This is a genomic window from Paucibacter hankyongi (genome assembly GCF_037482915.1).
In the GTDB taxonomy this organism is placed as follows: Bacteria; Pseudomonadota; Gammaproteobacteria; order Burkholderiales; family Burkholderiaceae_C; genus Paucibacter_A; species Paucibacter_A hankyongi.
The window spans coordinates 67,730-94,394 of record NZ_JBBHJX010000002.1; the positions used below are offsets into that span (position 1 = coordinate 67,730).

At 65.5% G+C, this 26,665-nt stretch carries 22 protein-coding genes; 11 read left to right on the forward strand and 11 right to left on the reverse strand.

The genetic code is table 11. The annotated features are described in order from the left end of the window. Nucleotides 1-36 precede the first annotated feature (36 nt). Nucleotides 37-699, forward strand: a complete 663-nt coding sequence (locus WG899_RS03780) for a DNA alkylation repair protein (RefSeq protein ID WP_339594289.1) — start codon at nt 37-39, stop codon at nt 697-699. Nucleotides 700-720: 21 nt separating this feature from the next. Here the strand turns inward: WG899_RS03780 and WG899_RS03785 are convergent, their stop codons facing one another. Further along, nucleotides 721-1,077 carry a hypothetical protein gene (locus WG899_RS03785; protein WP_339594290.1) on the reverse strand — a complete coding sequence of 119 codons (357 nt, stop codon included), beginning with the start codon at nt 1,075-1,077 and terminating at the stop codon, nt 721-723. Nucleotides 1,078-1,272: 195 nt separating this feature from the next. On the opposite strand from WG899_RS03785, the gene WG899_RS03790 reads away from it, so the two are divergent. Continuing rightward, a complete protein-coding gene (locus WG899_RS03790) occupies nt 1,273-1,854 on the forward strand; it encodes a nucleotidyltransferase family protein (protein WP_339594291.1) in 582 nt (193 codons plus the stop codon). 292 nt (nt 1,855-2,146) lie between these two features. Here WG899_RS03790 and WG899_RS03795 read toward each other — a convergent pair whose 3' ends face one another. From WG899_RS03795 to WG899_RS03815, 5 genes are read right to left on the reverse strand one after another with little or no spacing between them, the layout of a single operon-like run. Further along, on the reverse strand, nt 2,147-3,526 hold the full coding sequence (locus tag WG899_RS03795; protein WP_339594292.1) for an ATP-binding protein: 1,380 nt from the start codon (nt 3,524-3,526) through the stop codon (nt 2,147-2,149). After that, a complete protein-coding gene (locus tag WG899_RS03800; protein ID WP_339594293.1) occupies nt 3,523-4,200 on the reverse strand; it encodes a winged helix-turn-helix domain-containing protein in 678 nt (225 codons plus the stop codon). The genes WG899_RS03795 and WG899_RS03800 overlap by 4 nt, the downstream gene beginning before the upstream one ends. 15 nt (nt 4,201-4,215) lie before the next feature. Continuing rightward, nucleotides 4,216-4,959: a cytochrome b/b6 domain-containing protein gene (locus tag WG899_RS03805; protein WP_339594294.1), complete on the reverse strand. Its 744-nt coding sequence runs from the start codon at nt 4,957-4,959 to the stop codon at nt 4,216-4,218. Next, a complete protein-coding gene (locus WG899_RS03810; RefSeq protein ID WP_339594295.1) occupies nt 4,931-5,407 on the reverse strand; it encodes a diheme cytochrome c in 477 nt (158 codons plus the stop codon). The genes WG899_RS03805 and WG899_RS03810 overlap by 29 nt, the downstream gene beginning before the upstream one ends. 11 nt (nt 5,408-5,418) lie before the next feature. After that, a complete protein-coding gene (locus WG899_RS03815) occupies nt 5,419-5,808 on the reverse strand; it encodes a DUF1924 domain-containing protein (RefSeq protein WP_339594296.1) in 390 nt (129 codons plus the stop codon). Between the two features lie 75 nt (nt 5,809-5,883). Between WG899_RS03815 and WG899_RS03820 the strand changes: the two genes are divergently transcribed. The 3 genes from WG899_RS03820 (at nt 5,884) to WG899_RS03830 (ending at nt 11,477) form a co-directional block, all read left to right on the forward strand. Further along, on the forward strand, nt 5,884-8,529 hold the full coding sequence (locus tag WG899_RS03820; RefSeq protein ID WP_339594713.1) for a cation-translocating P-type ATPase: 2,646 nt from the start codon (nt 5,884-5,886) through the stop codon (nt 8,527-8,529). A gap of 156 nt (nt 8,530-8,685) precedes the next feature. After that, the gene (locus tag WG899_RS03825; protein ID WP_339594297.1) at nt 8,686-9,738 is read left to right on the forward strand and encodes an ABC transporter substrate-binding protein; all 1,053 of its coding nucleotides are present in this window, start codon (nt 8,686-8,688) and stop codon (nt 9,736-9,738) included. After that, complete coding sequence (locus WG899_RS03830; protein ID WP_339594298.1) at nt 9,735-11,477, forward strand: diguanylate cyclase domain-containing protein; 1,743 nt, start codon at nt 9,735-9,737, stop codon at nt 11,475-11,477. Before WG899_RS03825 ends, WG899_RS03830 begins: the two co-directional genes overlap by 4 nt. A gap of 4 nt (nt 11,478-11,481) precedes the next feature. Here the strand turns inward: WG899_RS03830 and WG899_RS03835 are convergent, their stop codons facing one another. Beyond that, on the reverse strand, nt 11,482-12,144 hold the full coding sequence (locus tag WG899_RS03835; RefSeq protein WP_339594299.1) for an alpha/beta hydrolase: 663 nt from the start codon (nt 12,142-12,144) through the stop codon (nt 11,482-11,484). A 184-nt stretch (nt 12,145-12,328) separates the two neighbouring features. On the opposite strand from WG899_RS03835, the gene WG899_RS03840 reads away from it, so the two are divergent. Continuing rightward, complete coding sequence (locus WG899_RS03840) at nt 12,329-13,120, forward strand: substrate-binding periplasmic protein (protein ID WP_339594300.1); 792 nt, start codon at nt 12,329-12,331, stop codon at nt 13,118-13,120. 6 nt (nt 13,121-13,126) lie between these two features. Here the strand turns inward: WG899_RS03840 and WG899_RS03845 are convergent, their stop codons facing one another. Next, complete coding sequence (locus WG899_RS03845; protein ID WP_339594301.1) at nt 13,127-14,071, reverse strand: DMT family transporter; 945 nt, start codon at nt 14,069-14,071, stop codon at nt 13,127-13,129. Nucleotides 14,072-14,133: 62 nt separating this feature from the next. Further along, the gene (locus WG899_RS03850) at nt 14,134-15,423 is read right to left on the reverse strand and encodes a DUF4397 domain-containing protein (RefSeq protein WP_339594302.1); all 1,290 of its coding nucleotides are present in this window, start codon (nt 15,421-15,423) and stop codon (nt 14,134-14,136) included. A 244-nt stretch (nt 15,424-15,667) separates the two neighbouring features. Here WG899_RS03850 and WG899_RS03855 point away from each other — a divergent pair, with 244 nt between their 5' ends. The 4 genes from WG899_RS03855 to WG899_RS03870 all read left to right on the forward strand — a co-directional run bounded on the left by WG899_RS03855 (nt 15,668) and on the right by WG899_RS03870 (nt 22,121). After that, nucleotides 15,668-17,740: an oxidoreductase gene (locus WG899_RS03855; protein WP_339594303.1), complete on the forward strand. Its 2,073-nt coding sequence runs from the start codon at nt 15,668-15,670 to the stop codon at nt 17,738-17,740. A gap of 206 nt (nt 17,741-17,946) precedes the next feature. After that, complete coding sequence (locus tag WG899_RS03860; protein WP_339594304.1) at nt 17,947-20,223, forward strand: putative bifunctional diguanylate cyclase/phosphodiesterase; 2,277 nt, start codon at nt 17,947-17,949, stop codon at nt 20,221-20,223. A 134-nt stretch (nt 20,224-20,357) separates the two neighbouring features. Further along, nucleotides 20,358-21,251: a polyphosphate kinase 2 gene (ppk2, locus tag WG899_RS03865; RefSeq protein WP_444718813.1), complete on the forward strand. Its 894-nt coding sequence runs from the start codon at nt 20,358-20,360 to the stop codon at nt 21,249-21,251. 57 nt (nt 21,252-21,308) lie between these two features. Next, nucleotides 21,309-22,121, forward strand: a complete 813-nt coding sequence (locus WG899_RS03870) for a phosphatase PAP2 family protein (RefSeq protein ID WP_339594306.1) — start codon at nt 21,309-21,311, stop codon at nt 22,119-22,121. On the opposite strand, the gene WG899_RS03875 is transcribed toward WG899_RS03870, so the two are convergent. Then, nucleotides 22,036-22,281, reverse strand: a complete 246-nt coding sequence (locus WG899_RS03875) for a hypothetical protein (protein ID WP_339594307.1) — start codon at nt 22,279-22,281, stop codon at nt 22,036-22,038. The genes WG899_RS03870 and WG899_RS03875 overlap by 86 nt on opposite strands. Before the next feature lie 162 nt (nt 22,282-22,443). Continuing rightward, entirely contained in the window at nt 22,444-22,917 is a 474-nt protein-coding gene (locus WG899_RS03880) for an Lrp/AsnC ligand binding domain-containing protein (protein WP_263538537.1), read from the reverse strand. A 104-nt stretch (nt 22,918-23,021) separates the two neighbouring features. Here WG899_RS03880 and WG899_RS03885 point away from each other — a divergent pair, with 104 nt between their 5' ends. Then, nucleotides 23,022-26,618: an L-glutamate gamma-semialdehyde dehydrogenase gene (locus WG899_RS03885; RefSeq protein ID WP_444718811.1), complete on the forward strand. Its 3,597-nt coding sequence runs from the start codon at nt 23,022-23,024 to the stop codon at nt 26,616-26,618. Nucleotides 26,619-26,665: the final 47 nt, after the last annotated feature.

Consider the following 26,665-nt stretch of genomic DNA (forward strand, 5'->3'; position numbering starts at 1 on the left):
CGCCGCCGTTGTCGTGGGTGAAAGAAAGGAGCGCAGATGGCGCTGTCATTGCCGGAAGTGCTGGGTCTGCTGCAGGCGCAAGCGCGCCCCGACCAATTGGACGCGATGGCTCGTTTCGGTTTGACCGGCGCCCAGCGCCTGGGCTTGTCGGTGCCCAACTTGCGCGCCTTGGGCAAGCAAATCGGCCCGGATCATGGTCTGGCCCTGGCCTTGTGGGACACGGCCATCCCCGATGCGCAAATCCTCGCCAGCCTGCTGGCCGAGCCGGCCCGCTTCACGTCGGCACAGATGGACCATTGGACCGAAGGCATGCAGGCCTGGGATGTCTGTGACCAAGCCTGCTTGAATGCCTTTCGGCGCAGCCCCTTGGCCTGGGCGCGCCTGCCGGTCTGGGCCGTGCAGCCGCAGGAGTTCGTCAAGCGTGCCGCGTTCTCGCTGCTGGCCGTCATGGCGGTGCATGACAAGCAGCGCCCCGACGCCGACTTCATCGCCATGCTGCCCTTGATTGCGGCGGCCGCCGATGATGAGCGCAACTTCGTCAAGAAGTCGGTCAACTGGGCGCTGCGGCAAATCGGCAAGCGCTCGGCGTTGCTGCGGCCCGAGTCGATTGCCCTGGCCGAGAAGCTGAGTCTGCGGCCTGAGAAAAGCGCCCGCTGGATTGCCGCCGACGCTTTGCGGGAACTGCGCCCTAAGCCCTAGCGAGGGACTGAGCCGGGCGACTCAAGGCAGCGGATGATCGCTGTGCGAGACCTCGTAGCCATCGGCCACATAGGCCGGCCCCTTCATCATCCAAACGATGACGCAGCCGCAGGTGACCGTCAGCGCCAGGGACCAGACGGTGAACACCAGCCCCCACATCGCGTAGTCGAACAGCTGCAGCTGGCGCAGTTGCGCGTTCAGGGCCAGCGCCGTGTCGGGGCTGGGTTGCAAGGCCTGCCAGCCATGCATGGTCAAGGCCGCCAGCAAAGGGCCCAAAGTCCCCGCCGCCAGCCAACGCGGCAAGGCCTTCAAGAGCCGCCACTCCAGACCGCTGGGAGAGCGCTGCTGATAACCGGGGAGTTTGCGAAGCCAGTCCATGGGGGTATTTTGCGCGAAGGGGGCTGGGTCTTGCGCTTGCTGAATGCAGAGCCGGGGTTGGGGATATGGGCAAGAGGCGCGTAACGGGCGGGAGGTTCTCGGGCCGGATCAGGAGTTGGGGCGTGCACATGCTCCAATGTCAGGCTGACACTGTCAGTCGCCCACACATCGCTCCTCACGCCACCTATGTCACCGATGCCATCGACAGAGGCTCGCCGCCGCCAAGAACTCATTGCGATCGTTGAAACTTCTCCCTGGTTCATGAAGGCGCTGGCCACCGTGGCATCGATGCATCTGGCGTCTTGGTGCATTGGCGCTGGTGCAGTGAGAAACCTTGTTTGGGATCGACTCCACGGGTACACAGAACCGTCGCCACTCACGGATGTTGATGTGGCCTACTTCGACGCAGACGACTTGAATCCGAAGACGGAGGCGAAACTGCAATCTGAACTGGAGGCAATAGCGCCTGGCACCCCTTGGGAAGTCACGAATGAAGCGGCCGTGCACCTCTGGTTCGAAAGCTACTTTGGACACCCGGTTCAGCCGCTGCGCTCTCTTCAGGAAGCCGTGGCCACTTGGCCGGAGTATGCGACTTCGGTGGGCATTGCCCTCGACGCCAAGTCGAAGATTCAGATCATTGCCCCGTGGGGCCTGGAGGATCTTTTCAGCATCAAGATCAGAAGGAATCCGACACGCGTGAGCCTTCAAACCTTTCAGCAGCGCACGGCGCAAAAGCAGTATTCCCGGCGTTGGCCAAAGGTCGTCGTGGAAGCCTGAGCCCGGCTCAGCCAGGCTTTGGTAACGCCCACCGTATCGTCTCTGGCGGCAGCTATGCGGCCGCCAACAAGGCCATGTACTTGGCCATGGCCAATTTTCAGGCCCTGCTCGTGTTCGATTACGACAGCAGCGGGCGCAACACCGGACGCCGCTTGGTGACGGAGGACGCCTTGATGACCAAGCAGGCCAGCCGAGATGTGGGAGCCCTATCCCGGCGTGTTGCGCTTGAACTGAGCGTTTGTTTGCCAGCCTGCCCCCGCCGCGACACTGGATGGCGGGGGGGGGGGGAACTTCAGGCTTTCTTGGGCAAACGCAGCGTGACCTGCAGACCGCCCAGCCGCTCGCTCCGGCTGGCCTGCAAGCTGGCCCCATGCAGCTCGGCAATGCGCTGGGCGATGGCCCAACCCAGACCGCTGCCGCTGGCCTCATGGCCCAGCACGCGGTAGAAGCGTTCGCCCAGTCGCTGCAGTTCTTCGTCGGACATGCCCGGGCCGCTGTCTTCCACCCGCAGCAGCCAGCCTTCATGTCCGGCAGCGGCGCCGCCGCCCTCGTTCAAGGCCTGCAAGCGCAGTTCCACGCGCGCACCGGCCGGGCTGTAGCGCAAGGCGTTGTCGACCAGATTGCGCAAGAGGGCGCTCAGCAAGGGCTCGTTGCCCTGTAGCTCGGCCGTCGCGGGCGCTTCATCCAGGCTCAGCGATTTCCGGCCTTGCAGGGCAGTGGGCGCCAGGTCGGCCAACACCTGGCGCAGCAGCCGGGCCAGGTCCAGCGTCTGGCGGGTCGGCCGTTCCCCGCCTTCCAGCCGCGCCAAGGTCAGCAATTGTTCGACCAGGCGCGTGGCGCGGTCGCAGCCGAGCAGTGTGGCTTGCAGCGCATGCCGGCGCAGTTCGGCGTCGCCTTCCGCCAGCGCCACCTGGGCCTGGGCGCGGATGGCGGCAATCGGCATGCGCAGCTCATGCGCGGCGTCGGCGGTGAAGCGTCGCTCGGCCAGCATCAGCGCGGTGATGCGCTCGAACAGGCCGTTCATGGCCTGCAGCATCGGCTTCATTTCGCTGGGGGCTTCGGTCAAGGTGAGCGGGGCCAGATCGAGCGCCGAGCGGCCGGCCAGACGCTCGCCCAGTTGGCGCAGAGGCGCCGTGCCACGCCGCACCGCCCACCACACCGCCAGGGCCAGCAGCGGCAGGCTCAGCAACAAGGGCCACAAGGCGCCGCGCAACACCGCCCACAGGATCGAGCGGCGCGAATCGATGCGCTCGCCCACATAGACCTGCACATCGCGCTCGGCCCCAAAGGCGGCAAAGACGCGCCAGCGCTGGCCTTCGATCACCGTGCTGCGCAAGCCTTCGTGAAAGCCTTCGTCAAAGCTCACCATCGGTGCGGCCGGCGCATTGGCCGACCGCTGCATCAACTGACCCTCGTGAAAGACCTGGAAGGCCACCTTGTTGGCGTAGCGGTGCAGGGTCGGCGCGTCGATCGGGCGCTCATCACTCTCGGTCTCGGCCGACTGTTGCGCCACCAGCAGCGCGGCGGCTTGGGCGAGGTGGCCGTCCAGCAGTTCATCGAGTTCGTGTCGCGTGTCGATCCAAACCGTCGCTGCAATGCTGAGCCAGACCAGCAGCACCAGGCTCAGCACGCCCGCAAGCAGGCGCCCTTGCAAAGAGGTGGGGGCCTTCATGGTTTGGCGGTCTCGCGCAGCAACAGGTAGCCGACACCGCGAATGGTCTGGATCAGCTCGGCCCCGAGCTTGCGGCGCAGGTGATGGACATGCACCTCAATGGCATTGCTGTCGACCTCCTGGCCCCAGCTGTAGAGCTGCTGCTCCAGCTGCTCGCGCGAGAGCACGCGGCCGGCGGCCAGCATCAAGACCTGCAGCAGGTCGAACTCCCGCGTCGACAGCGTGATCGGCGTGTCGCCGCGCCGCACCGTGCGCGCGGCCGGGTCCAGCACCACGTCTTGTGCGCGCAGCAATTCCTGCGCCTGACCGTGGGCTCGGCGGACCAGCGCTCGCAAGCGCGCGCCCAACTCGTGCAGGTCGATGGGCTTGATCACATAGTCATCGGCGCCAAGGTCGAGGCCGCGAATCCGGTCTGGCACCGCGTCGCGGGCGGTCAAGACCAGCACCGGCAGCGTGATCTGATCGCGTCGCAGGCCAGCCAAGACGTCCAATCCGTCCTTCAAGGGCAGCCCCAGGTCCAAGACGGCGGCGGCATAACGCGCGGTCTCGGCGCGCAACTCGCGCTCGGCCGCCAGACCGTCGCGCACCCAGTCGACCACAAAGCCCTGCTGGCGCAGGCCGGCGCGCAGGCCATCGCCCAGCAGGGCATCATCTTCGGCAAGCAGGATTCGCATGCGGTGATTATTGGCTCAGTCGTCCTCATCGTCCGCGCTATGATGGCGGGCGCCGATGCTCGGTCGATCATTGGGGCTGGCGGGCGGCTGTTGCCACTGCCAGTACCAGAAGCCCAACACCACGGCGATCAGCAGCCAGGCCAGTGGATTCATATTGCGTTTCACCAGATCGGGGCCCTTGCCCGGCATGCGGCCGTTCAGCATCGGCAAGGCGTGGTTCTGGCGGCGCAGCAGGCTGATCCCCAAGATCAGCCCCAGATGGGCCAGCACCACTGCCAAGCTCATATTGCCCAGCCATTCGTGCAGTTCTTCCAGCAGGTCTTCGACGCGCGCGCCGCCCCATTGCTGCTCCAAACCGAGCCCGCTCAGGGCGGCCGTCAAGGTGGCTAGCAACAGCGCCACCACGGCCAAGGTGTTCAGGCCCTGAAAGCTGGCGAGCGGATTGCCGCGCCCCTGCGGCCAGGCCAGCACCTGCTGCGGCAGGCCGCGCAGCTTGCTGCCCCAGCTGCCCAGGCTGACGCGCTTGGGCCCGAGCAGGCCCCAGACCAGCCGTGTCAGCACCAGGCCGAGCACGGTATAGCCCAGCGTGATGTGCAGCAAATGCCAGCGCTCGCTCTCGGCGCTCAGGTAGGCGCCGCTGAAACTGAGCGCCAGCAGCCAGTGCAGGGCGCGGGTGGGCGCGTCGATGACGCGGCGGCCGGCCGTGCTGCTCGCAGCCGATGGCGCGGAGTTACTTGGGGATGCGGACGCGGTGTTCATTGAAATCTCCTTGATTGGCTTGGGGATGACAGGCGGCGCAGTTGGCGGCGCTCTTGATGCTGGCGCGTCGCCAGGTCGCCGGGGCCACCTCATCGTGTTGGCGGACAAACCAGGACGAGCGGGTGATCCGGTCCTCGGGTGGCGCCTCCTTGCGTTCGCGCTTGGCGCTGCCTGCATTGGCCAACAACCAACGGTTCAGTTCGGCCACGCTGGCGGCGTCGAGCGAGGCGTCGGTGCCGAAATGCTTGGGCAAGGTGGCCATCAGCCGCTGCCAGGAGGCCGCCGGTAGCATGCCCGGTGGATAGGCCAGGTGGCAGGCCGCGCATTCCTGCTGGTATTTGGGGAGCAGGGGCAGGCGCGGACCACGCGGGCCATCGTCATCGCCCCGCGCGGCAGCGCTGGCGGCCAGCAGGCTCAAGGCCAGCCAGGGCCAAAGAGAGGTTTTCATGCGCGGTCTCCTCATTGTTTGAGTGATATCAACCAAGCCAGCACATCGGCCTTCTCGGCCGCGCTGCACTCCCGGCTCAGCACATCCTTGCAGTTACGCCGGAACCACTTCTCCACCTTGGCCGACGAGGAGAAGCGCTGCGGATTGAAGGCTGGAGCGAGGGGCTCCAGCGTCTTGCCGGTGCCGGCGTGGCGCCCGGCCGTGGTGGGGAGTGCCTGGTGGCAGGAGGCGCAGCTCCATTCGCCGCCATGGGTCAATGTGAAAAAACGCTGACCCTGTTGCGGGTTGGCGGGGCGACCGGCTTCGGCGCTGTACTCGGCCAACAAGTCAGCCGGCGCGGCGCTGCTTGCCAGGCTGGGCAGCCAGAGCAGCAGGGCGAAGAGGTGAAGTGCTTGTCTCATGAACGAGATCTTGCGAGCCGCAGCTTAGGGCGGTCTTAAGGACGTGTACGCGGCTCTTTGAGCCATGTCAGTGTCTTGACTTGGCACAAGCCGACAATGATTGACATGCAAGACGAAGCAAGGACTGACCCCGACGCCGGCCTGAGTCAAGCCCAGGCCGCGCAACGCTTGGCGGAACAGGGGCCGAACGAGCTGGGCCCGCCGCACAAACGGACGGTTTGGCACATCCTGGCCGATCTGGCGCGCGAACCGATGTTGCAACTGTTGCTGGCGGCTGGCGCGACCTACTTGCTCTTGGGTGATCGAGGCGAGGCCCTGATGCTGCTGGCCTTTGTGTTGCTGACGGTGGCCATCAGCGTCGGCCAGGAGCAGCGCACCGAGCGCGTGCTGGAGGCGCTGCGCGACCTGACCAGCCCGCGGGCTCTGGTGATTCGTGACGGCGAAACGGTGCGGATCGCCGGTCGGGAATTGGTGTGTGGAGATCTGCTGTTATTGAGCGAGGGCGACCGCGTCGCCGCCGACGCGCAGTTGCTGCAAGCCAATGATTTGCAGTGCGACGAGTCGCTGCTCAGCGGTGAATCCTTGCCGGTACCTAAGCGCAGTCTTGCGGCCGGGCAGCCGCCCGCTGAGCAGAACCAGGTGTTTGCCGGCGCCTTGGTGGTCGGCGGGCAGGGGCGGGCGAGGGTCACGGCGACCGGGCCACGCACCGAAATCGGCCGCATCGGCAAGTCTTTGGCCGAGATCGAGACGCCGCCCACCCCCTTGCACCAACAAACGCGACGGCTGGTGCGCATCTTCTCGGTCATCGGGCTGGGCTTGAGCCTGCTGCTGGTGCTGATCTATGGCCTGGCGCGTGGCGAGTGGCTGACCGGCCTGTTGGCGGGCATCACCCTGGCCATGTCGATGTTGCCGCAGGAGTTCTTGCTGATCCTGACCGTCTTCATGGCGATGGGCGCTTGGCGCCTGTCGCGCCAGCAGGTCTTGACCCGCCGCGCTGCGACCATCGAGACCTTGGGCTCGGCCACGGTGCTGTGCACCGACAAGACCGGCACGCTTACGCTCAACAAGATGGCCGTGGCGGCCTTGAGCGGCTGGGGCACGGGCGACAGCCAGGTGACCCTGCCAAGCTGGACACCGGCTGATCCTAAGCTGCCGCAAGCCTTGCATGCCTTGTTGGAATGGGCCGTCTTGGCCAGCGAGTGTGACCCCTTTGACCCGATGGAGCGCAGTTTGCTGGAGCTGGCTGAGGCTCAGCTACCGGCGGCCGCCTTGCATCCGACTTGGCAGCTGGTGCATGAGTACGCGCTCAGCCCCAGTCTGCCGGCGATGACGCATGTGTGGAAGACCGAGTCGGCCAAGCATGCGGTGGCCATCAAGGGCGGCGTTGAGTCGGTGCTGGCGCTGTGCCGGCTGTCGGCTGAGCAGGTGAGCGGCGTGGTGGCGCAGACCGAGGCCATGGCCGCACGTGGGCTGCGGGTGCTGGCGGTGGCGCAGGCGGAGTGGGGTGCTGAGTCGGTTCAAGCCGGTCAATCCGATCAGCCCGGCCAGGCCTGGCCGGCCGATCCGACGGGCTTTGCCTTCACCCTGCTCGGGCTGGTGGCCTTTGCCGACCCGCTGCGGCCCGAGGTGCCTGCGGCGATCGCTGAATGTCGGGCCGCCGGGCTGCGCGTCTTGATGGTCACTGGCGACCATCCGGCCACCGCCTTGGCCATCGCCGCGCAGGCGGGATTGGCCGTCCACGGTGGTGCGGCCCGCGCCCTGACCGGCACGGACATGGCGCAGCTGAGCGCGGTCGAACTGCAGCGGCAGGTGCAGGAACTGCAGGTTTTTGCCCGCATCAAACCGGCGCAGAAGTTGGCGCTGGTGGAGGCGCTGAAGGCACAAGGCGAGGTGGTGGCCATGACCGGCGACGGCGTCAACGACGCACCCTCGCTGAAGGCCGCCCACATCGGCATCGCCATGGGCGGGCGTGGCACCGATGTGGCGCGCGAAGCCGCCAGCCTGGTGCTGCTGGACGATAACTTTGCATCCATCGTGCATGCGGTGCGGCTGGGGCGGCGCATTTTCGACAATCTGCGCAAGGCGATGGCCTTTGTGCTGGCCGTGCATGTGCCGATTGCCGGCCTGTCGCTGCTGCCCTTGCTGCTGGGTTGGCCGGTGATTTTGTCGCCGGTGCACATTGCCTTTCTGGAGTTGCTGATCGACCCGGTGTGCTCGGTTGTTTTTGAGGCCGAACCGGAAGAGCCGGATGTCATGCAGCGGCCACCGCGAGACCCGGCCGCTCCTTTGTTCTCCCCTGGCCTGATGCTTTGGAGCTTTCTGCAGGGCGGTGTGTTGCTGCTGGCGGTGGGCGGCTGGTTTGCGGCCCTGCTGGCGGCGGACGTCGATGAAGCCCAGGCTCGCGCGCTGGCGTTCACCGCTTTGGTGGCCTGCAATATGGCCTTGATCCTGGCCAATCGTTCGACCACCGGCGGCATGGTGCGGGCTTGGTTGCGGCCGAATCGTCTGCTCTGGTTGATGTTGGGCGGCACGCTGGCGCTGCTTGCCCTGGCGCTGGGTATTGCGCCCTTGCGTGAGGTGTTTCGCTTCGCTTGGCCGGGGGCGGGTTTGCTGGCCGTGGCGCTGGCTTTAGGGGCCGTGGTGCTGCTGGCCTTGGAGGCCCTGAAGCGCCTGCTGCATGGCTGGATCGTGCCGTCTCGCGGCCCAGGAGTTGCCATTTGATTGTGCTAAAACTATCGGGCTTTGCCTCCGCGTCGGCTCGTTTGTGCGAATTCGGCGCGACAGGACGCAATATCTCCAGTTCGGTTTCAAAACAGGTGCTGAAGGTCGTGAGGGGCCGCTCGACGTGGCGGTGGGAAGACTATTCAGACTCGGTTCATGTGGCAGCGACGTAATCTTTGTGGGACCTTGGGCGCGGCGCTGTTGTCCGCGGTGGTGCCAGCCTGGGCGGCCGAGAAAAAGTCATTGCGCGTGCTGGCCTGGCCGGGCTATGCAGAGCCCGAGGTCGTCAAGAGTTTCGAGCGCCGCAGTGGCGTGCAAGTCGCCTTGACGGTGATCGACTCCGATGTCGATCTGTGGCAAAAAATGAATGCCAACAAGGGGCGGGACTTCGATGTCTTCGCCACCAGCACCGCTGAGTTGCGGCGCTATGTGCGGCAAGGTTTGGTGGCGGCGATAGACCCGACGCTGATTCCGAACCTGGGTCGCCAACTGCCGCGCTTTCGCAAGATCAGCGCGCTGCCGGGCCTCAGCCAGGAGGGCAAGCGCTACGGCGTTCCGTTTACCTTTGCCGAAATGGGCCTGATCTACGACCGCAGCCAAATGCCGCGCGCGCCGGACTCGATCGCCGCCTTGTGGGATGCACGCTACCGCGGCAAGGTCATTGCCTATAACGGCGGCACCCACAACTTCAGCTTGGCCGCGCAAAGCCTGGGCTTGCCGAATCCCTTCGCCCTGACCGCGCCGAACTGGGCGCCGGCGGTGGAGCAGTTGATCGCCCTGCGCCGCAATGCCGGCGGCTTCTACACCCAGCCGCAGGAGTCGGTGGCCTTGTTTAAGCGGCGCCAGGCGGCGCTGATGTTTGCCAACTTTGGTCGTCAGCAACTGCTGCAGTTACAGGCGGCCGGCGTCGATGCGGCCTATGCCATGCCCAAGGAAGGCGCGCTGGCCTGGCTGGATTGCTGGGTCGTCAGCCAAGCGGCTGCGGACTCCCAATTGGCCCATGCCTGGATCAACCATGTGCTGGAAGACGAAGCCAGCCGCTTGTTGGGCAGTCGCCAAGGCCTGGGCAGCACCATCTTGGCCTCGCCCGACCACAGTCCCGAGGACAAGCTCTTGTGGCTGGAGCCGGTGGAAAGCGAAGAGCGCCGCAACCAACTGTGGGCCCGCATTATTTCGGGTGACCGCGCCAGCAAGGTGCTGGAGCCATGAAGCCGCAGCGCCAAGGCATTGCCGTCAAGCTGGGTCTGCTGTTGGCCGCCGTGGGCGTGCTGGCGGCCGGCCTGACCGGCTTTTATGCCTATGAGGCCAGCCGTGACATGCTGGTCCACTCGGCCAAGCAGGAACTGCTGACCTCCACCCGCGTGTTGGCGCGGCGCCTCTCGGTGAGCCGGGAGGAAATCAGCCGCCATCTGCAGGTGATGAGCAGCCACCCGGCCGCCGTCGAGGCCTTGCTCAAGCCCGGCGACAAGGCCGCCGCCGAACAGGTCGCCACCTTGTTCACCCAGTTCATGGGCGCCAACCCGGCCTACTATCAGCTGCGCCTGGTGTCGGCCAGTGACTTTGGCCTGGAGCGGGTCAGGGTTGACCGCCAGGACCGCAGCCTGCTGCGCGTGCAGGGCGCGGACCTGCAGGAGAAGGGTCATTACGACTATGTGGCCGACACGCTGAAGCTGGCGGCCGGCGAAACCTATTTGTCCCGTGCCAGCATCAATCACGAGCGCGGCGTCAATGCCGGGCAGGAGCAGCCGACGCTGCAATTGGCCATGCCGGTGCGCGTGGCCGGGGCGCGTGGGCCGCAGACCGAGGCGGCCCTGGGCTTGGTGGTGGTCAATGTCGATCTGAATGGTTTGTTCGCCTTGCTGCAGGCCGATCTGCCGCCCAGCTATCAGGTGTTTCTGGCCAATACCGAAGGCGATATCCTGATTCACCCCGATGCGCGCAAAACCTTTGGTTTTGACCGTGGCCAGCGTCAGCTGATTCAGGACGAGATGGCGCCGGTGCAGGACCTGATCCTGGGCAAGGGCAAGCAAGTCGTGTTCGAGGCACACCCAAAATCAGCGGAGCCGGCGGCGCCCATCGTGGCCGCCTTCATCGCCCAGGACATCAAGGTCCGCTCGAATGAGGGCCGCATGGTGCTGGGGCTGGGCCAGCCGCTCGACGATGTCTTGGGCCGAAGCCGGCAGCTGGCCATGACGACGCTGCAGATCGTTGGAGTCTTGTGCCTGCTGTGCCTGCTGTTGGCGATGGTGCTGGCGCGCGCCTTCACCCGCCCCATCAATGCGGTCAGCGATGCCGCTCAGCGCTTTGCGCAGGGCTTACCGGTCGGCCCCTTGCCCTTGTCGCGCAAGGATGAGATCGGCAGCTTGGCGCGCAGCTTTGCGCAGATGCAAGAACAGATCAATCAGCAACTGGCTGACCTCAAGGGCAAGCAGCAGGCCCTGGAGCACCTGGCGCAGCATGACATGCTGACCGGCCTGCCGAACCGACGCCTGCTGGAAGACCGCCTCGACGCGGCTTGTGCGCACGCCCGGCGTCATGGTGGCGGCGTCTGCGTGCTCTTCATCGACCTGGACCGCTTCAAGCAGCTGAATGACCGCTTCGGTCACGATGCCGGCGATGCGGTGCTGAAAATCGTCGCTGAGCGGCTGCTGGGCATGATGCGCGAGGTCGATACCGTGGCGCGTCTGGGTGGCGACGAGTTTGTGGTGCTGCTGGATGCGCAGACCAGCATGGCGCATGTGGCGTCCATCGCCGACAAATTGCTCAATGGCCTGACCGCGCCGATTGCCTACGACGGTCACCAGTTGCAGCTGGGCGCCAGCATCGGCATCGGCCGCTTCCCGCAAGATGGCCAGACCCGCGCCGAAATCATGGCCAAGGCCGACAAGGCCATGTACGAGGCCAAGGCCGTGGGGCAGGGCGGCGTGCGCTTTTATTCGACGACGTAGATGTTCAAGCCAAGACCTGCAGCAGCCAGCGGTTCAAATCATTGACCTCGTCCATGCACATCGAGTGGGCCATCGGATAGTCCTGCCACTCAACCCGGTAGCCTAGGCTTGTGAGCGCGTCGCGGGCATTGCGGCCGCGTTCGATGCTGACCACATCATCCTGGCTGCCATGGGCCATGAACAGCGGCACCTCGGCATTGGCCGGGTGACGCTCGGCGGCGGTGCTGCCGATCAAGGGCAGATAACCCGACAGGCCGACCAAGCCGGCCAAGCGCTCCGGGTAGCGCAGTCCGGCCAATAGCGTCATCGCACAGCCTTGCGAGAAGCCGGCCAGCACGATGCGATGCGCCGGCACGCCGCGTTCGCGCTCGCGGTCGATCAGGCCGTGCACCTCGCGCATCGACTCGCGCAGACCGGCCTCGTCCTCGCGCCGATGGGTTTCCAGGCCGTAGAGGTCGTACCAGGCGCGCATCACATAGCCATTGTTCAGGCTGACCGGGCGCTCCTGAGCGCGCGGCATCACAAAACGCATCGGGCCAACGTCGGCCAGGTCCAGCGCATCGCACATGGTGATGAAGTCGGCGCCATCGGCCCCGAGGCCGTGCAGCACGATCAAGCTGGCGCGGGCCTCGCCGGCGGGGTTCATTTCAATGGTTTGCAGTGTCATGGCGAAAGGCCTCGGGGGCGTAAGCGGGTCTGGGCGTGATGGTAGTCGCTGGGGCCAGGCCAGCGACCTTGACGCTTCTGGGGTAGACGGCAGCTTGTTCGGGGTGGCGAACTATGACAGCATCTAAGCCCAAGCCCCGACGCATCGCGTAGGCGCAAAAAAGCAGAACAAAGGACGGGTCACGATGGGTGTCGGGCGTTGCTTGCTGTTGGCCTTCATGAGTTTGCAGGCCCAACTCAGCGTGGCGGGAGAAGCGGCGGTCAGCCTGTGCTTCGAAGACACCATGGTCTACCCCTGGATCACCGGCGATGACAAGGGGCTGGCCCTGCTGGAGATGGCCCTGGTTGAGAGGGACTTGGGCGTCAAGTTCGAGTTCCAGCGCCTGCCCTGGCGGCGCTGCCTGATGGAGGTTCAGCAGGGCCGCATCAAGGCGGCCATTGCCGCCAGTTTCAACAAGGAGCGGGCGGCCTGGGGCAGCTACCCGACGCAGGCCGATGGCAGCCTGAGCCGCGAGCTGCGCATGCACACCGACAGTTTTCACGTCTACCGACGCGTCGACAGTCCGGTGCGTTGGCAGAACCAGCGGTTTGACAATCTGGGGGCGCAGCCGGTCGGCGTGCAACTCGGCTACAGCGTCGGCAAGAACGTCGAGGAGTTGGGCTATCCGATCAAGTCGGCCCGCAGCTCCGAGGATCTGATGCGCATGCTGGAGTTCGGCGTGCTGCAGGTGGCGGTGCTGCAGAACTTTGAGGCGATGCGGCTGCTGAAGGGCTCGGCGAGCTTGCGCAAGCTGTTGGTGGAAGAGGGGCCGCCGGTCAAGGTGGCCGATCAGTACCTGCTCTTCAACACCGCCTTTTTCGAGGCCAACCCGGGCCTGGTGAAGGCGATCTGGTCGGCCGTCGAGCGGGCACGCAAGAGCAAACCGTATCAGGACGAGGAAGCGGCGATGCTGGGGCCTGAGCCGCAGCCACGCTGAGGTCCATCAGTCCAGGGGCAAGCTGGACTCCAGCGGTCTGGCGCCGATTTGAGGCGCAAACTGCGCCCAGGCCACGCCGGCCAGCGTCAGCGCCGCGCCGATCAGCTTGGGCGCGGTGAACTGCTCGCCGGTGCTGACCCATGCAGCCAGGCCGGCGATCGGCGGCATCAGGTAAATCAGCGGCGCCGTGCGCGCTACACCGCGCGCGGCGTTGACCCAGCCCCAGGCCAGCCAGGTCAAAAAACCAATGCCGACAATGGCCCAGACCGAACCCAGCCACAGCAACGGCGTCACGGCGGCCCAGTTCACCTGACGGGCCACCGGCCCCGCATAGGCCAGCACCGGCAACGTTGCGGCCAGGCTGGCGTAACACATCACCAGCACGGCGCCATGGCGCGCGATCAGCGGCTTGGCGGCCACCGTGTAATAGCTGAACATGGCCGCCGCCAGCAACAAGATTGTGTCGCCGCCGCTGGCGCGCCAATTGGCGGCCAAGAGCTTGTCCGACATGAAGAGCAGGGCGCCGCCGGCGGCCAAGGCGATGCCGCCCAACTGGGCCGGGCGCAGCTTCTCGATGCCAAAGGCGCGCAGGATCAGCAGCGTGAACACCGGCCCGCAAGCCAGCAGCACCGAGCTTGAAAACGGTGTTGAGAAATGAATGCCATAGCTGCTCAAGGCCAGATGCAGGCCCTGGCCCAGCAGGCCCAAGCGCGCCAGCGCCCAGGCGTCCGAGCGCGAGACGCGCGGCCAGCGCAGGCCATAGCGATGCAGCAGCAGGCCAATCACCAAGAATGGCATCAGCGCGAAGCGTAGAAACAAAAAGCCTTCGGGCTGCATGGCCGTCAGCAGCGCCTTTTGCAAGGGAAAGTTCAGCCCCCAGGCGATGACGATGGCCAAGCCTATGGTCAGGCTGTGGCGAGCTGCGGAGGAGGACGTGGTAGCGGTGGGCATGCCGGCATCTTGCCTCAGCCGAGACAAGCCTGTTGCTCAGGCTTGTCCGTTTTGCTGATTGCTCAGCGGTCGTCGCGCACCAGTTGACCGACCGGTGCGGCCGGGTCGCCCATCATGAAGAGGCTGAACACCGCGCCTTGCGGCACGACCAGGCCGCTGGCGCCGAACACCGGGGTCGAGACGCTGGGCGAGCTGACGGTCAGCAGGGAACTGCTGCTGGCCGGCACCTGGCTCAGCGCCGACACCGTGCCGGGCAGCACATTGCTGGCCAGGGTGCTGTAGTCCAGGGTCATATTGAGGCCGGCGGCGCCCGAGGCCAGCCCGTTGATCATGCGGATCTTGGCGACGCTGGAGCTGGTGGGCAGATGGTTGTCGTCGCTCAAGACGCTGAGCTGGGGGGCGCTGGGCGTGCCCCAGACCAGCAAGGTGTAGTCGCCGCCGGCCTTCAGCGCTGCGCTGCTGACACTGAGCGGAATGCCATTGACCTGCAGGCTCAGGTCTTGAGTGCCGGCGTTGTAGCCCAGGTATTGGCCGACCTGCGGGGCCACCAGGCTGGGCAAGACCGTGCCGGCGCCGAGCTTGGCGCTGACGCTGGCATTGCCCGACAAGGTTGCGGCCAGGCGCACCCGCGCCAGCGCATTCGGAATATGGGTGAGGGCGCCTTGCTGCTTCAGGTGCATGGCATTGACCAGATGCCCGCCGACCGTGGCGGTCACGATCAGTGAGGAAACGCCGGTGGAATCCAATGTCAGCGAGGGAATGTCGAGCCGAATGTCCTTGGGCTGACCGGCGCCGGTCAGGGTGACGCGGAAGTTGCCGCTGTTGAGTTTGTTGTAGCCGCTGCTGTAGCCGTCAGCGATATTGGCGGCCACCGGTGTGAAGTTGCTGAGGTCTTCGTTGTTGTTGGCGGTGCTGACATAAACATCCAGCGCACCGGCATCGGGCGCTAAATTCAGCACCAAGAGCTTGGACTTGCCGCTGTCGGCCGCGGCTTCGGCCTCTTGCAGCAAGCTGGTGTGGACCGCGCCGCTCCAGCCATAGGCGATCAGGGTGTAGTTGCTGCTGGCGCTCAGCGTCGGCGTGAGCGAGGCCACGACGGCGCCGACCCCATTGGTTTGAACCTCGCTGGCCGTGGCGCTGGTGTTCACCGAGCCATAGCTGCCCACCGTGCCATAGGCCACATTGGTGTTCAGGTTGGCGTTGTTGACGCTGAGGTCCAGCGCGCTGTAGGCGGCGCTGGCATTGAGCAGGCGCAGCTGCGTGGTCTTGCCGTCACTGCTGCCGCCGCCGCAGGCGCTCAGGCCCAGTGCAGTGGCCAGGATCAGGCCGGATGTCCAGAATTTGAAATGCATCGGGGGGGCTCCGTGGAGAAAAATGCGCAAGCTCGCGATTGGGCAGGGGGCGCTTTGCTGGCGGATGTGACGAGGTTTCCAGCGCATAAAGCTTTGTTGCTATGCAAACGCTGGGTCCGTCTATCGCCGCTGGCCGGCAAGAGGAGGCGTAAGTAGGGCGAGCTCTCCAAAGCAGGGCAAGCACGGGGGAGTGAGTCGGGATCGACTGCTAGCATCAAAAATTCATTTGTCCCGGAGCCGCCCCATGACCTACCCCCATCTGCTTGAACCGCTGGATCTGGGCTTCACCACCCTGAAAAATCGCGTCTTGATGGGCAGCATGCACACCGGGCTGGAAGACGGGCGCAAGCATTTCGATCGCATGGCCGAGTACTTCGCCGAGCGTGCGCGGGGCGAGGTTGGCCTGATCGTGACCGGCGGCTATGCGCCCAATATCGAAGGCTGGGCCAAGCCCTTTGCCGGCACCTTGGCCACTTCGGGCGCGGCGCGCCGCCACAGCGTCATCACCAAGGCCGTGCATGCGGAAGGCGGCAAGATCGCGCTGCAGATCTTGCACACCGGCCGCTATGGCTACCAACCGTTTTGCGTGGCGCCCTCGCGCATCCAATCGCCGATCTCGCCTTTCACGCCGCGTGAGTTGAGCGAGCGTGGCATCGAGCGGCAGATTCGTGCCTTCATCCGCTGCGCCAAGCTGGCCCGCGAGGCCGGCTATGACGGCGTCGAGGTGATGGGTTCGGAAGGCTATTTCATCAACCAGTTCCTCGTCAGCGCGACCAATCAGCGCAACGATGGCTGGGGTGGCAGCTATGCCAATCGCATGCGCTTGCCGATTGAAATTTTGACGCGCATGCGCGAGGCGGTGGGGCCGGACTTCATCATCATCTACCGGCTCTCGATGCTGGACCTGATCCCCAACGGCAGCTCCTGGGATGAGGTGCTGGAGCTGGCCCGCGGCGTGGTCAAGGCCGGTGCGACGCTGATCAACACCGGCATCGGCTGGCACGAGGCGCGCATCCCGACGATTGCCACCAGCGTGCCCCGAGCTGGCTTTGCCTGGGTGACGCAAAAGCTGCGCAGCCAGCTGCGTGCCGAAGGCATCATGACCCCGCTGATCACCAGCAACCGCATCAACAACCCCGAGGTGGCCGAGGGCGTGCTGGCCGATGGCTCGGCCGATATGGTCAGCATGGCGCGGCCCTTCCTGGCCGACCCGGAGTTCGTCAAGAAGGCCCGCCAAGGCCGTGCCGACGAGATCAACACCTGCATCGCCTGCAATCAGGCCTGTTTGGATCACACCTTCGCGCAGAAGATCTCGACCTGCTTGGTCAACCCGCGCGCGGCCTATGAGCAGGAGATTCGCGTCATTCCGCTGTCCGCCAGCAAGCAAGCGCGCAAGAAGATCGCGGTGGTCGGCGCTGGCCCGGCCGGTTTGGCGGCCTCCACCACCCTGGCCGAACGGGGCCACGAGGTGCATCTCTTTGATGCGGCCGCGGTGATCGGTGGTCAGTTCAATATGGCGCGGCAGATTCCGGGCAAGGAAGAGTTCTCCGAAACCTTGCGCTACTTCGCACGCCGCCTGGAGATCACCGGCGTGCAGCTGCATCTGAACCGCCGCGTGGCGGCCGCGGACTTGATGGCCTTTGACGAGGTCTTGCTGGCCACTGGCGTGACGCCGCGCAACCCGCGCATTCCGGGTCAAGACGAAGGCGCCGCGAGGGGTCAGGTCTTGAGCTATATCGACGTCTTGCTGCACAAGAAGCCGGTGGGCCAGACGGTGGCGCTGGTGGGCGCCGGAGGCATCGGTTTCGACGTGGCCGAATACCTGGCCGAGCCGGGCGCGGAGCAGGGCCACTCCTTGACCAAGGACGCGCCGGCTTGGCGGCGTGAATGGGGCATTGGCGATCCGAGCGAGGTGCGCGCCGGCTTGGTGCGGCCGCTGCCGGCCAGCCCGGCACGCGCGATCTATTTGCTGCAGCGCAAGGCGGGCAAGCTGGGGGCGGGCTTGGGCAAGACCACCGGCTGGATCCACCGCGCGGCGCTGAAGATGAAACAGGTGCAGATGTTGGCGGGTGTCAATTACGAGGCCATCACGCCAGAGGGGCTGTGGATCAGCTACGGCAAGGAGCGCACGGACCGCCAACTGCTGGCCTGCGACAGCATTGTCTTGTGCGCCGGGCAGGAGCCTTTGCGCGAGTTGGAAGCGCCGCTGAAGGCAGCCGGCCGCTCGGTGCATCTGCTCGGCGGCGCCCTGGAGGCCGGCGAATTAGACGCAAAACGTGCAATCCTGCAGGGAACGCGACTTGGTTGCTCCCTGTAAACCCTAGTCAGGCTCAAGTCGGCCACAGACACTACCGAAACGACGAGAACGAGGGGCCACCCGCGGCCGAGCAGGGCGCTGTGGGTGGACTTGACACGACATAAACGCGCGGCGGCGCCTACCGGATGAAGTGTTCGGGTGGGTGAACGCCAAAGCATGAGATTCGGTAGCCGATGACTCATTTATTTCACCGCTGGAAGGCGGCCATGGCCGCATGCATGGCGCTATGTGCCGGAGCACCGGTCCAGGCCCATGGCCTGGATACCAGCAGCGGCATCAATCCGTCCGATCCGGTGACCTGGCTGGTGGCTTTTAGCCTGCTCGGCGCCTTGGCCATGGGCCTGGTGCTGGCGCTGGTGCATTCGCAGCGCCTGCGCCTGCGGCAGCGCCGGACCGAGTTGGTGCGGGTGCGACGCGAGCGCAGCAAGCTCAGTGCCTTGCTGAATGCGATCCCCGACCCGGTCTATTTCAAGGACGCCAATGGCGCGTATGAAGGGGCCAACCCGGCGTTTGAGCGCTGTACCGGCCTGGTCGAGGCGCAGCTGCTGGGCCGTCGTGATGATCAACTCGAGCATCGTCCCGAGTGGAGTTCGGCCCTGCTGGGCAGCGGCAGTACGCAGCGCACTTTGGCTTGGGTCAATCAGCCCGGCGGCCAGCGCGCCTGCCTGGACGTGGTGCAGGCGCAGGTCTTCGATGAGGGCCATTGCCTGGGTTTGATCGGCGTGGCGCGCGATGTGACCGCCTTGCGTGAAGCCACCACCAAACTGCACCGTGCCGTCACCGTGTTCGAGCATTGCGGTGAGGGCATCATGATGATGGATGCCGACCTGCTGATCCGCGATGCCAATCCGGCGCTCAGCGCCATCACCGGCTATCCCTGCGAAGAGTTGCTGGGCACCATGCCCCATTACCTGCAGCTGGGTGAGCAAGACCCGGAAGTGTTGAAGCAGCTGTGGGCCGATGTCGGCGCCAAGGGCAAGTGGAGCGGCGAGCTGATCGACCGCCACAAGGACGGCCGCTGCATCCCGCTTTGGGTGACGCTGGTGTGTGTGCCGCCGGCCGAGCAGGGCGGCGAGCCGCATTACCTGGCGGTGCTGACCGATATCTCCCGCATCAAGCAGACCGAGGCCGAGCTCTTGCACCAGAAGCTGCACGACCGTCTGACCGGCCTGCCCAATCTGGCGCTGCTGCGCGACCGTATCGAGCAGCAGGTCAGCCAGGCCCAGCGTGACCACACTTGCGTGGCCGTGCTCTATGTCGATTTGGATGGCTTCCGCGAGATCAATGACATTGCCGGCCACAGCGCCGGCGATGCGGTGTTGAAGGCGGCGGCCGAGCGCTTCAATCGCTCGCTGCGCACCAGTGACACGGTGGCGCGAGTGGGGGCGGATGAGTTCGTCATCGTGCTGTCCGGCCTGGTCGACGAGGAAACCTCGATGCGCTTGGGCGAGCGCCTGATCGACGCGATGCGCGAACCGATCTTTGACGGCGCGGTCGAGATCAGCAAGCGCTTCAATCTGGGCGCCAGCATCGGGCTGGCGCTGTTCCCGACCGATGGCGAGAACGTCGATGACTTGCTGCGCAATGCCGAGGCGGCGATGGTGCGCGCCAAGGCCCATGCCCGCAACACGGTGCAGGCCTACCGTCCCGAGCTGACGCAGGCGGTCAAGCAGCGCTTTGAGTTGACCCATGCGCTGCGCCACGCCAATGAGGCGGCGCAGTTCAAACTCGAGTACCAGCCGCAGGTGCGCCTGAGCGATGGTGAGTTGATCGGCGCCGAGGCCTTGTTGCGCTGGCGTCATCCGACGCGCGGTCCGGTCTCACCGGCCGAGTTCATCCCGCTGGCCGAGGAGACCGGTTTGATCATCCCGATCGGCCGTTGGGTGCTGGAAACCGCTTGCGCCCAGGCCGCGCGTTGGCAGGGCGTGGCCGGCAAACCGCAGCAGGTGGCCGTCAATGTGTCGGCGCGGCAGCTGCGTCAGCCGGACTTCATCGCCTCGGTGGACCGTATCTTGGCCGAGACCGGCTGCCCGGCGCAGGCGCTGGAGCTGGAGGTGACCGAGAGCCTATTGCTGGAGGACGCCGAGGGCGCGATCGAACTGCTGGGCGCCTTGAAGGCGCGCGGCGTGCGGGTGGCCATCGATGACTTCGGCACCGGCTATTCCTCTCTGTCTTATCTGCGCCGCATGCCGGTCAACACGCTCAAGATCGACCGCAGCTTTGTGTCCGAGTTGGGCCAGGACGCCAACGTCGCGGCGATCGCCCGCACCGTCATCGTGTTGGCGCGCAGCCTGCATCTGGATGTGTTGGCTGAGGGCGTCGAGACGGCCGAGCAGGCCGCCTGGCTTCAGCGCGAGGGTTGCGACTGGGCGCAGGGCTGGCATTACGGCCGCCCGATGCCGGCCGAGGACTTTGTCTTCACGCCGCATGCCCTGCCCTTGGGCCCCAAGTTGGTGTCGGTGAAGCGCCTGCAACTGGCCTGAGGTTCGGTTTTCCGCATCGTCATCACCCTGTCACGGGTTTCTGTCAGGCTGGCCGAATCGCGTTTTCGCACCAGAACTGACCTTGCATGAGCAGCCCTAGAAGCACCCAAGAAGCCGACGAACATGCCGAGTTGATGCAGCGCATGCAGGCCGATTTGATCGACAGTTACGACGAAGAACTGGAGATGGAGATCGATGACCGCGCCTTTGACGAGAACGGTGAGCGCGGCATCGGCGGCTTCAGCGCCGAGCAACGCGCCCAGCGCCGCGCCTATTTCAAGGAGCTGTTTCGCCTGCAGGGCGAGTTGGTCAAGCTGCAAGACTGGGTCGTGCAGACCAAGCACAAGGCCGTCATCATCTTTGAAGGTCGCGATGCGGCCGGCAAGGGTGGCGTCATCAAGCGCATCACCCAGCGTCTGAATCCGCGCGTGTGCCGGGTCGCCGCGCTGCCGGCGCCGAATGACCGCGAGCGCACGCAGTGGTATTTCCAGCGCTATATCTCGCACCTGCCGGCCGGCGGCGAGATCGTCTTGTTTGACCGCAGCTGGTACAACCGCGCCGGCGTCGAGCGGGTGATGGGTTTTTGCTCCGACGACGAGTACGAAGAGTTCTTCCGCTCTGTGCCCGAGTTTGAAAAGATGCTGGTGCGCGCCGGCATTCAGGTCATCAAGTACTGGTTCTCGATCACCGATGAAGAGCAGCACACGCGCTTCCTGGGCCGCATCCATGACCCGCTGAAGCAGTGGAAGCTCAGCCCCATGGACCTGGAGTCGCGGCGCCGCTGGGAGGACTACACCAAGGTCAAGGAAACGATGATGGAGCGCACCCACATCCCCGAGGCGCCTTGGTGGGTGGTGCAGGCGGTCGACAAAAAGAAGGCGCGCCTGAATTGCATGGCCCATCTCTTGGCGCAGATGCCGTATCACGAGATCGAACATGCGCCGGTGACGCTGCCGCCGCGCGAGCGCCATGAGGACTATGAGCGCCAGCCGGTGCCGCCCGAGATGATCGTGCCCGAGGTGTACTGATCCGTACGGATTTCAGCGATACGCGGGTTTTCACGGGGAGCCGCTAGTATGGCAACGATGAATGCCGCCGCGACCCAGAACGCCCTCAACAACCTGAGCTACACCCACTTGGCCGCCGGTCCCTCGGACTTTTGGCTGCATCTGACACGCCTGGGTGAAATCCAGCTCTTGCTGCCGCTGGCGCTGTTGGCCGCTGTTTACCTGTGGCGCCGGTCGGTGCCAGCGAGTGATTGTCTGGGTCAGCGCCTTGCGCGGCGCTGGCTTGCGGGGCTTGGGCTGGCCGTGGCTCTGACGGCGGCCAGCAAGCTGGCATTTTTTGGCTGGGGGATAGGGAGCGCCGTGTGGGACTTCACCGGCATTTCGGGTCACGCCATGGCCTCGGCGGCCATCTTGCCTTGTTTGGCGTGGTGCGCGGCCCGGGGCCGGCCGGCCTTTACGCAGAGGCTTGCGGTCGGGTTGGCGATGAGTCTGGCGGCGCTGATTGCCTACTCCAGACTCAAGGTGGGCGCACACTCACCTTCCGAAGTAGTGGCTGGCTTTGTGCTCGGGATGGTGGTCAGCGTGCTCAGTCTGCGTGGCGCCTTGGCGCTGCCCGCGGTGGGCCTTGCGCCGCCCTTGGCCTTGCCGCTGGCCCTGGTCGCCGCACTCACGCTCTTGCCGCTCGGGGCGCCCAAATCGCGCACGCATGATGCCGTCATTCAACTTGCCTTGAAACTCTCGGGGCGCAGCGTGCCTTTTGTTCGGGCCGATCTGCAGCGCCGGCCCAGGCTGGAACAGGCGCCGCTCAATGCCGTGTCAACAAGCCGGTCTGGCTCGCGTCCAACACCCGGGCCCACAGTTGCAACAGCGATGGATCCAACTCCTCGGTGACCTGCAGTCCGCTGTTCAAGTCATAGCTGGAGTCATACCACCCGCAGCCGAAGTGGCCTTGCGTCTCCAAGTCGGCAGCAGCTTCTACGGGCATGGACGCCAGCCGGCTGGGGATGCTGGAGATTTGACGCTGGGCGGCAGGGCTGGCGTGGACTTGCATGATGGGCTCCGTAGGACGATCGGGAGAGTGGGGTGGCTTGGGGTGCCTGCTTGGGGCACGTCCTAACTTTCGGTGCCGGCCGGGGTGATTCCCATCACCCTGGAGGCGGAACGCTGGGGGGTGTGCTCACCCCCCGCATGGACTACCCCCGAAAGGAGGGGGTCAAAACGGCAGCGCCGTCGTGTTCTTGACCTCTTCCATGACAGCATAGGTGCGGGTTTCGCGCACGCCCGGCAGGGTCCAGATGACGCTGCCGATGAACTCGCGGTAGGCGCTCATGTCCGAAACCCGCGTCTTCAAGAGGTAGTCAAAGCCGCCGGCGACCAGATGGCACTCAAGTATTTCTGGCCGGGCTTGCACGGCGGCCTTGAAGTTGTCCATCACGTCTTGTACCGTGCGATCCAGCAAGATCTCAATGAAGACAAGCATGGCTGCACCCAGCTTCTCCGGGTTCAGCCGCGCCTCGTAGCCGAGGATGTAGTTTTCGCGGGTCAGGCGTTTGACGCGTTCCAGCACCGCCGTGGGAGACAGGTGCACCGCCTCGGCGAGCTTTAGATTGGAGATGCGCCCGTCACTCTGCAGCACCCGCAAGATGCGCATATCAATCTTGTCCAGGGTGGTCGATTCGTCGTTCATGCTGGATTTTCAACTGCCGAATTGGAAATCATCTGAATTTAATCCATCTGGATCATTTTTATAGTTCGAAACTTCGCTAGAAACCGCCCATCAAGGGGAATTCCATGACCGCTTTCGCTCTGCCACCCGAAGCCGCCCGCTTGCCCGACCCGTATCGCGAGGAGATCGCGGTGGTCCATGCGCTGGCCCAAACCATGGCCGAGCGCCTGGACTGGTCGGCCGTGCTGAGCCTGGCTGGCCCCTGGGTGCAGCAGGTGCGCGCCAACCCCGCGCCCTTCTGGGCCATGGAATCCTTGCTGCGCGAATATCCGATCAGCAGCGCCGAGGGCTTGGCCCTGATGCGCTTGGCCGAAGCGCTCTTGCGCGTGCCGGACGCGCCCACCGCCATCGCCCTGACGGCCGACCAACTCGGCCGTGCCGACTTTGCTGGCGCTTCGGACGGCCCGCACAAGATGCTGGCCAGCCTGTCGGCCTCGGCGATTTCTTTGTCGAAGAAGTTCCTGCCTGATGCCGAAGGCCAGGGCGGCTTGATGACTCGCCTGGGTTCGCAGACCGTGGTGGCCGCCACCGTGCGCGCCATCCAACTGCTGGGCCGGCAGTTCGTGCTGGGCCGCAATATCCAGGAGGCGATGGGCGAGGCCGCCAGCGCCCGCAAGGCCCAGCCGCAGCTGAGTTTCTCCTATGACATGTTGGGCGAAGGCGCCCGCACCGAGGCCGATGCGCGCCGCTACCACGCGGCCTATATCGGCGCCATCAAAGCCATCGCCAGCGGCGCCCGTGCTGATGCGCCTGAGAGCGCTGATGGCATCTCCATCAAGCTGAGCGCCTTGTTCTCGCGTTATGAAGTGCTGCAGCGCGAGCGTGTGTTCGCTGAGTTGCTGCCGCGTGTGTGGGAGCTGATCACCCTGGCGGCTCAGGCCAATATCAATCTGACCATCGACGCCGAAGAGGTCGACCGTCTGGAAATGTCGCTGGACGTGTTGGACGCGCTGGCCGCTCGCATCGCCACGCATTACCCGCAGTGGCGCGGTTTCGGTCTGGCGGTACAGGCCTACCAAACCCGCGCCTTGAGCGTCATCCATGAGGTCGCCGCCATCGCCAAAAAGCATGGCCTGCGCTTCATGGTTCGCCTGGTCAAGGGCGCGTATTGGGACGGCGAAATCAAGCGCGCCCAAGAGCAAGGCCTGGCCGCTTACCCGGTCTTCACCCACAAGCAGCACACCGATGTGTCCTACCTGGCCTGCGCCCAGGCCTTGATCGGCCACGCTGATGTGATCTATCCGCAATTCGCCAGCCACAACGCCGGCACCATCGCCGCCATCGTGCTGATGGCCCGCAAGGCCGGTGCCAAGTTTGAAATGCAGCGCCTGCACGGCATGGGCGAAGGCGTCTACCGCGAGGTGCTGCGCGACGGCACGATTCCTTGCCGCGTTTACGCCCCGGTCGGCGAGCACCGCGACCTCTTGGCCTATCTGGTGCGTCGCCTGCTGGAGAACGGCGCCAACTCGTCCTTCGTTCATCAATTGGCTGATGTGAATGTGCAAGTGCCCGAACTGCTGGGCTCACCGCTGGCTCAGATCGAAACGCTCGGCGCTCTGCCCTTGCCCAAGGCCTTGTATCTGGACCGTGTGGGCCATGGCCGCCTCAACTCCACCGGTGCCGACTTGACCGATATGGCGCAGCGCCAACCGCTGGCGCGCGCCCTGGCGGAAGTGCAGGTCCTGCCGGTGGCCGAAGCCACGCCCGGCTATGTGGCCTCCACCATGGCCGGTCTGCAAGCCGGTTTTGCCGGCTGGAACGGCACACCGGTGCAAGAGCGCGCCGCCATCTTGCGCCGCGCCGCCGATGCGCTGGACGCCCGCTTGGCCGAGTTCTGCGCCCTGCTGGTGAAGGAAGCCTTCAAGACTCAGGGCGATTGCGTTGCCGAGGTGCGCGAAGCCGTGGACTTCTTGCGCTACTACGCCGATCAGGCCGAGAGCGACGCCGCCCGCATGCAAGGCCGCGGTGTCTTCGTCTGTATCAGCCCCTGGAACTTCCCGCTGGCCATCTTCGCCGGCCAAGTGGTGGCGGCGCTGGTGGCCGGCAACACGGTGGCGGCCAAGCCCGCCGAGCAAACACCGTTTGTGGCGCTGAAGTTTGTGGAGTTCATGTACGCCGCCGGTGTGCCGCATGACGCTTTGCAACTGCTGCACGGCGCGGGTGAAACCGTTGGCGCCGGCCTGGTGGCCGATGAGCGTACCGCCGGCGTCTGCTTCACCGGCTCCACCATCGTCGCCCAAATCATCAACCGCACCCTGGCCGCCAAAGAGGGTCAGGTCGTGCCTTTGATCGCCGAAACCGGCGGCCTGAATGCGATGCTGGTCGATTCGACCGCGCTGCCCGAGCAGGTCATCGACGCGGTGGTGCAGTCGGCCTTCCGTTCGGCCGGCCAGCGTTGCTCGGCACTGCGTCTGCTCTGCGTGCATGAAAGCATTGCCGACGGCGTGATCGAAATGCTCAGCGGCGCGCTGCAAGAGCTGTGGGTCGGCCAACCGGCCGATCTGGCCACCGATGTGGGCCCGGTGATCGACGACGAGGCCTATGAAAACGTGGCCAAGAACGTCGAGCGCCTGAAGCGCGAAGCCAAGCTGATCGCTGAAGCGCCGGTACATGACCAACTGCCGCGCCTGATCCGCCCGGTGGCGTTTGAGCTGCCCAGCATTGCTGCTTTGCACCAGGAGATCTTTGGCCCGGTCTTGCATGTGGTGCGCTGGGGCGGTGATGCCGATGCGGTGATCGAGCAGATCAATGCACTCGGCTACGGCTTGACCTTGGGCATCCAGACCCGCATCGACAGCCGCGCCCTGCGCCTGGCCGACAAGGCCCGCATCGGTAACGTCTATATCAACCGCAACATCATCGGTGCCGTGGTGGGCGTGCAACCCTTCGGCGGCGAAGGCATGTCGGGCACCGGCCCGAAGGCGGGCGGTCCGAACTATCTGTACCGCTTCTGCGCTTTGGCCGAGGTGCCGGCGGTCGCGGCTGCGCCCGCTGCGGCAGCGCCCGCCTTGCCGGCGGTGGAGGTTCCGGCCGCCGTCGCGGCCCTGGCGGCCGGCCATGAGGTTTGGAGTACCAAGCCCTTGAGCGAGCGCGCTGCGGCGTTGGCGCGGGTCTTTGACGGCGCGGTGAGCCAACGCTTGGCCCAGGCCGAACGCCTATTGGCCGAGCAGCAACTGCCCGGCCCGACCGGCGAGAGCAATGCGCTGCGTCTGCATGGCCGTGGTGTGCTGGCGCTGCAAGCGGCCGGCGCGGGCCCAGAGGCCTTGGCGCTGGCGCTGGCGGCCGCCCTGGTGGCTGGCAATAGCGTGGCGCTGTTGGTCGATAGCACCTGCGCCGCTCAGGCCGAACAGTTGCAAAGCCGCCTGCGCGCTGTCGGCCTGCCGACCGAGGCCTTGCTTTTGTTGCCGGCCTCGGCGTCCAGCCTGAGCAGTTTGCTGGACGATGAGCGCGTCGCGGGGGTGTGTTTGTTGACTGCCAATGCCGGCGCCGAGCGGGCGCTGCTGCGTCAGCTGGCGGCCGATGACGGGGCGATCCGCCCCTTGATCACGGCCCGAGAGTTGTTCGATGTGCGCCAGCAGTACCGCTTCAGTGCCGAGCAAACGCTGACCATCAACACCGCGGCCGCGGGCGGCAACGCGGCCCTGTTGGCCGGACTGCACTGAGTTCCGAAGTTACGGCTACTTTAGAAATGGGGCGCTCGGCGCCCCAT